The following is a 6,388-nucleotide window of genomic DNA, read 5'->3' on the forward strand; positions in this document are numbered from 1 at the left end:
TCCCCGCTTGGGATTTACTTCGAGAAGCCCAAAATCGCTGAAACCCAGATATATCAAGGAAAATCATAAATCGAGGTTAACCCTTTGTCCCGTAATGGTTTGAGCCTTTTTTGCTGACCGAAAACGCCTAAGTCCCATTAACATCGATCACTCGAATCGCTTCGCACTCGCAAAGATTACACTGGACTTTACCCAAACTTTCAAATCCCGAACAAGGGCAATCTGGTCGCGATTTGATGCCTCTACTGACTTGGTAGTTATGGCTGGCTCGTGAGATAGTACAAGATAATCCTTTACCTTGGCAGAAGCCTCTTCCACAAAACTCTCTGTCTGCTGGAAGGGTCGCTCAGGGTTTTGGGGCAATTTTAGCGGTGATTGGTACACCCGCCTGTTTCCCCAAAACCCGAGGAAAATCCCAGGGCTGGCCTAAAGGCAAAAAACGGACTCCAAAAATCCCTTATCCTACGGTCAAAAAACGCTATTCTGCCCCGCCTAAATCGAAAAAGACCGCATCTTAATCCTTCATCCTGCTTTTTATCTCTTTCTCAGTCTTTTATCCCTAGCTGTGCCAATTTGGGCTGCAAATTAGTCTAAACAGAAGTTATGATTCTTATTTAACCATCTTTTAACGGCCGCATTTTCACAGTCTTGTTTTTGATGCCCATCTTGTTTTTTTAATGAATTCTGGCTCTAAATTAATTACTTGTTTTTGATTAGGAGAAACCACCCTAGGTGTGACACAGCCATGAAAATAAGTTGTAGTTCCCTTTCGATGGTTACGACAATTGCAATGAGGGCAATTAATTTTCTTAGATGGGAAATTTCTGTGCCATCTAATGCCACTAAAATTTCTCCATCTAAGTAGAGAAACTTTTTCAAAACTCCCTTTTCCTTTAACCATTGATAGACTTTTTGAAAAGTACTAGAGACAGTAGAGGCTGGCACTGGCTCTAACAGATTTCTTATTTGATTATCCCCAGGAATTTTTTCAATTGAAAATAAACTTTCAGCATTATCTTTTCCCTTATTGCTTTTCATTAAACGTTGATGGGCTAAAAAAGACGGCGACTGAGTAAAAAAGACTGAAAATGCAGCCATCACGGCATCTTCTACCTGATATTTTGTATTATTTCCAGGTTTCCTCTCATCGGGTAAATCATGTAATTCTTGACGTAAAAATTGCATTAATTCCGAAATTTCTAGGGTTGCCGCTTTTTGAGCCATCTTGGAATAATTTGACCTGCTGGTGGATTTCTAACTCACCCATTTTACCTTAGCTGACAATAATTATAAATTTTTATTTCCCTTGAATTCCCTATTCTAAAAACAGAACTATCTTCCTGAATTTACCCCGTTCGTTCTCAGCCAATCCCTTTGATTGCTTGAGTATTTATACTTAATTTGTCCAACCAATTGTTTTTTTAGTGATCGCCTCTCCCTGAAAAATAGTCACTTTCTACTATATTTTGCCTTCCAAAATCGGGGTTAATGCTCTATTTATTTCAAAATGAGAATTGCTGCTGATCACTGATTCTAGGCTAATTTAATTGCTGCCGTGACTACCTCTTCTAAAGACTCTAACCAATGAAAGCTAACATCAGCTAAACTCTGACTGAGATCGATCGCTTTGCTGTCAGCTAGGACGCGAAAAATTATTTGTGGTGGGGTGGGATTGAGAAAAGATCTGGGTTCCAAGGTTTGTCTTTCCTGTCGGGTGGCCCGGATCATCCGTTCGCCGCTGCCCCGGCTGGGTGATAATGGGCTATAACTGCGGTAGTAATTGCTAATACTCTCGATCGCTTTTTGGCCAAAGTCGGGATAACTGACAATATCAACGATAATCACTTTTAAATCGGCCAATAGTTGGAATTGTTGCAGACCGGCCTCTATTTGCTCGTTTAATTGCTCTAATTCTAGTCTTTCCTCCAGTATAAGCCATGCTGCCAGTTTTGCCCCCTTGCTGGCTAAGGCATCCCAGACAGTGGACATCAAACCCTGGCCATTACTGATCATCGCTATTCGGCCAGTTTGATCAATTATCGACCAAGGGGATTGTAATTGGGGTGGGGTCAAAGCTAGGAGATCGAGATGTCTAGCTAAAGCGGCATCATTAACACTTATTTTGCCATCTAGGGCCATCACTTCCCCAGCTTCGTTGATACCCAGGGGATTAATCTCGATAATATCGAGATCTTTGCTGACAAAGAGACTATACATTTTTTCGAGAATTTGACTGATAGACTCGATCAAAGACCCTCTTAAACCCATAGATACGGCTAATTGCCGACAGAGATAGGGGGAAAATCTCGCTTCGATGACCACTTTTTGCATGGTTTCCAGTAAACTGTCCACATCCATTCCCCCTTGACTCGCACCCAGTAAAACCGGTCTTTGCAGATGATAATCAAGTAAAATGGCTAAAAATATCTCCTGTTGCGGATTATACCTGGCTTCTGCTAAGATTACCTCTGGATATTCTCCGGCGATCGGTAAATGAAAGATAGCATGGGCAGCAGCGATCGCATCGATGGTATTAGCGACAAATTTCACTCCTCCTGCTTTTCCCCGGCCTCCCGTGCGTACCTGGGACTTCAGCACGATAGGATAGGGAATGTTTAATCTTTTTAGTCCCCCCGGTTCGTGGATTGGTTGGGAAGGTAAAATGGGGATGCCGACTTGAGCAAATATTTCCTTGGCTTGGTATTCGAGTAAATCCATAATTAATTAATTGATAAAGTGGCAATTCTCTCTTTGCTCGTTTCGGTAGCTTGGGGACTATGAAGATTATTTTAGCAACAGCATCCAGTTCACGGGTGATCAGGGAGAATATTCTTGGCTTACTAGATCGCAAAAATTAAAGTTAATTGTGTCATTATGCGGTTAGAGGCGAGACTTTTTTAGCTACCCACCCCTAGTAGTCTAGCAATCTTTCACTCTCTCTATTTCTATCTTTAGTAAGCTTTACTGCATTTAAACTGAGTATTGGATGCTTTAGTACACACGAACTATTCCCTACTCCCCGCTCCGGCGCTCCCTAATTCCTAATTCCCCACACCCCACACCCTCAGTTTTTTGTCACAATTGTTACATTTTTTCAGAGATTTTAATTCGATCGGGTGATTTTTTTTGATAGGATTGAACCTATAATTCTCCCATAAATAGTTATTGTTCCCCATTAACCGTGCCAAACTAAGAACTGCGGACAAATCAAGAGTTTTGGCGTTTCAATAGACCAAATAAACTAATAACTGGCAATTAGTAGGAAATCTCAGTTATTTTTTGCTAAAATTCTCCTTTTTCCCGCATTTTCTTGCTTGGAAACAAACTTTTTTCCGCTTTCGTCTCTGTCTTTAATTCGCTCCCACTAGGAAACTCAAGGGTAAGATGCTATATTTTCAAAAGCAGGGTCGTCATCATCCTCTGACCCTATTAACAATGCTTTTAAGTGCTTCTTTCGTTGTGGTCTCCCTTTCCTTGACTCCTGCGATCGCACGTCAATTCGCCCCAATTAACCCGATTAAACCGATTCCTTTGGGGAATGATCAATTAATTCCTGCCGGCACAGACATCCCTGTAAAATACGAGCAAGGGGAAAAAATTCTTTTAACCAAACAAGAAACTTTTTCTTTATCTCTGACCGTCACCGATAATATCAAAAATTCCCAAGGACAGACAATTATTCCCGATGGTAGTCAGATTATCGGAGAAATTAAACCTGATGGTCAAGGTTCGCGTTTTTTATCCCAAAAAATCTTTTTAAAAACCCGTCAACCCCAAGAAAAATCTATTGATGCTATTTCGGCAGTTTTCACTCGTCTAGAAAAGCTAATTAAAGGAGTTAACCCCGACAAAATTATTCAGGGTGCAGTATTAGGAAAATCCGCCGCTTCTGTCCTCGCTTCTTTTACTTCTGACCAACCGGTTAGCGAGGGATTATTACGAGGAGGGGGATTAGAAGTATTAGCCGGTTGGTTATTACGAGGAGAATCGGTGGAATTATTGTCAATTAACCCCAAGGAAGATTTAAAATTAACCCTTCGTTCTGATTTTACCGGGCAGTAAGCTGAAAAAAAATCTGGTGTGTTAGTTATTTATCTAACACACCAGCTATCTGGACTAAGCGGCGTTTTGCCGATACCATTCAATGGTTTTCCGCAAACCTTCTTTAAATTCCATTTGAGCAACAAAACCGAATTTTTCCCTAGCGCGGGTTGTATCTAAACAGCGTCGCGGTTGACCATTCGGTTTATCTATTTCCCAAACAATTTCGCCATCAAAACCCATTAAATCACAGATTAATTCGACTAAATCTTTGATAGAAATCTCATAATTTGTACCAAGATTAACCGGGTCTGATTCATTATAGAATTGGCTGGCCATGACAATGCCTTGCGCTGCATCGGTGGAGTAGAGAAACTCCCGGGTTGGACTACCATCTCCCCAGACAGGAAGTTGTTTATCCCCCCGTTGTTGTGCCTCATAAACCTTGCGAATTAAAGCAGGAATTACATGGGAACTACCCGGATCAAAATTATCCTCTGGCCCGTATAAATTCACCGGTAAAAGATAAATTCCGTTGAAACCATACTGCAAACGATAAGACTCTAATTGTACCAATAAAGCCTTTTTAGCGATACCATAGGGCGCATTGGTTTCTTCGGGATATCCTGACCATAAATCGTCTTCACGGAAAGGTACTGGAGTAAATTTTGGATAGGCACAAATTGTCCCCACACAGACAAATTTTTGCACTCCTGCTAGATAGGCAGCGTGAATTAATTGGGTTCCCATCATCAAATTATCATAGAATAATTCGGCGGGTTTTTCCCGATTGAGACCGATGCCTCCCACATGGGCCGCCAAATGGATAATTAAATCTTCTTGGTCGGCTAAACGTTGACAGTTTTCCCAAACTCTTAAATCACAATCCTTTGACCGAGGAATTGTAATTTTTTCGGGATTTGCCCCCGCTGCAATTAATTGATTAACTACTTGCCGACCTAAAAATCCGGCCCCCCCAGTGACAACGATTCTTTGTTCGCTTAAATTCAGCATATTTTTACCTCTTTAATCCACAGTTGTCATTGAACGATTGCGAAGATAAGCCAAATCTTTTAATAACTGTCCGCTATCACCACCGTTATTAAGATTAATCCCCAAAGCCGCTAAATCCGCATCTACCATTAATTTTACCAGTCCCTCGAACGTTACCGACGGCTGCCAACCTAATTTCTCTCTGGCTTTTGTGGAATCTCCTATCAATAAATCCACTTCCGCCGGACGCAAATAACGTTCATCAAACTCCACATAATCCTGCCAATTTAAATTAACGTATTGGAAAGAAATATCGAGAAACTCCCGGATAGAATAGGTTTCATTTGTCGCCACTACATAATCATCTGGTTCTTGCTGTTGTAACATTAACCACATCGCCCGCACATAATCCTTAGCATAACCCCAATCCCGTTTAGAATCGAGATTTCCTAAATAAAGTTTTTTCTGTTGTCCGGCAATAATTCGGGCCAAAGCGCGGGTAATTTTGCGCGTGACAAAAGTTTCTCCACGACGGGGGGATTCATGGTTAAATAAAATGCCGTTACAGGCAAATAAGTCGTAGGATTCCCGATAGTTGACCGTTTGCCAGTGACCGTAAACTTTCGCACAAGCGTAGGGACTGCGGGGATAAAATGGCGTGGTTTCTTTTTGGGGAACTTCCATGACTTTCCCGAACATTTCCGAGGAACCTGCTTGATAGAAACGGACTTCGATGCCGGTTCTTTTTTGGTAATCCCGAATTGCTTCTAGTAATCTTAAGACCCCCACCCCCACAGCATCGACGGTGTATTCTGGGGCATCAAAACTAACTCGCACGTGGGATTGGGCCCCTAAATTATACACTTCTACTGGTTGCACTTGTTCGAGGATACGCCGCAGGGTCGTGCCGTCGGTGAGGTCGCCATAATGAAGAAATAATTTAGTATCGGGCTGGTGGGGGTCAGTATAGATATGATCGATGCGATCGGTGTTAAAGGTTGAGGTACGACGGATGATACCGTGGACTTGATAACCTTTTTCTAATAATAATTCGCTCAGATAGGAACCATCTTGGCCGGTGATGCCGGTAATTAGGGCGCGTTTAGCTTCAGTCATCAGTAATTTACCTAATCAGAAAGAATAAAGACTCTGACTGCTTATAGCACACTTTAGCCCCTCAGGACAAGTTTGGCTAGGTTGAGAGGGGACAAAAAGTTGACATCCTCGCCGCCCTAAAAGTGCGGCGATTCCTAAACCTCACGATTTAAGTTTCTGCTTCCACCACCGTCGCATACCACAGTTAAAAAACCATGTACTGTCTTACACAGAGTCCACAGACTTTCGCCCCATTTCA

The 6,388-nt window shown here is 42.0% G+C and carries 4 protein-coding genes and 1 pseudogene; 1 reads left to right on the plus strand and 4 read right to left on the minus strand.

Features of this window, described 5'->3' with window-relative positions:
- Nucleotides 1-603 precede the first annotated feature (603 nt).
- Both IM477_RS09995 and IM477_RS10000 read right to left on the minus strand, forming a co-directional pair.
- Nucleotides 604-1,224, minus strand: a pseudogene (locus IM477_RS09995) (ISNCY family transposase); the annotation flags it as partial.
- Between the two features lie 309 nt (nucleotides 1,225-1,533).
- On the minus strand, nucleotides 1,534-2,718 hold the full coding sequence (locus IM477_RS10000) for an ATP-grasp domain-containing protein (protein WP_287731587.1): 1,185 nt from the start codon (nucleotides 2,716-2,718) through the stop codon (nucleotides 1,534-1,536).
- A 666-nt stretch (nucleotides 2,719-3,384) separates the two neighbouring features.
- Here IM477_RS10000 and IM477_RS10005 point away from each other — a divergent pair.
- On the plus strand, nucleotides 3,385-4,062 hold the full coding sequence (locus IM477_RS10005; RefSeq protein WP_004159248.1) for a hypothetical protein: 678 nt from the start codon (nucleotides 3,385-3,387) through the stop codon (nucleotides 4,060-4,062).
- Nucleotides 4,063-4,116: 54 nt separating this feature from the next.
- Here the strand turns inward: IM477_RS10005 and IM477_RS10010 are convergent, their stop codons facing one another.
- Both IM477_RS10010 and gmd read right to left on the minus strand, forming a co-directional pair.
- Complete coding sequence (locus IM477_RS10010) at nucleotides 4,117-5,055, minus strand: GDP-L-fucose synthase family protein (protein WP_149989506.1); 939 nt, start codon at nucleotides 5,053-5,055, stop codon at nucleotides 4,117-4,119.
- Between the two features lie 12 nt (nucleotides 5,056-5,067).
- Nucleotides 5,068-6,150 (minus strand): GDP-mannose 4,6-dehydratase, encoded by a 1,083-nt coding sequence (gmd, locus tag IM477_RS10015; protein ID WP_002798501.1) that lies wholly within the window; start codon nucleotides 6,148-6,150, stop codon nucleotides 5,068-5,070.
- Nucleotides 6,151-6,388: the final 238 nt, after the last annotated feature.

The sequence above is a fragment of the Microcystis sp. M090S1 genome (genome assembly GCF_020246295.1).
Taxonomy (GTDB): Bacteria; Cyanobacteriota; Cyanobacteriia; order Cyanobacteriales; family Microcystaceae; genus Microcystis; species Microcystis aeruginosa.